This window comes from Peribacillus sp. SIMBA_075 (genome assembly GCF_046534585.1).
The window spans coordinates 1-238 of sequence record NZ_JAWRYN010001549.1 but is presented as its reverse complement, the minus strand read 5'-3'; the positions used below and the strand labels follow the sequence as shown (position 1 = coordinate 238).

At 32.8% G+C, this 238-nt stretch carries 1 pseudogene; it reads left to right on the top strand.

Annotated features, from left to right (window positions below):
- Positions 1 to 238: pseudogene (locus SB775_RS33610) on the top strand (ATP-binding protein); the annotation flags it as partial.

The window sequence follows — 238 nt, the reverse complement described above, 5'->3', positions numbered from 1 at the left end:
CGAACGATGATTTAAATAGCAAAACAGCATTAAAAATAGCAGGAGAAGTGCACGAAATCAAAAAGGATAATCAAAGAATTTTTGCAGGACTATCTAAACTGTTATTAGATAAAAATGTGGCTGAGTATGTAGAAGGACATGAATTAGCGGAAATGATTGTAAGAATTAATGAGAAGTACGCTGAAATGTTAGAAAAAGATATACGTTTTTCGGAACATATAGAAGGTGAGCATGCAGA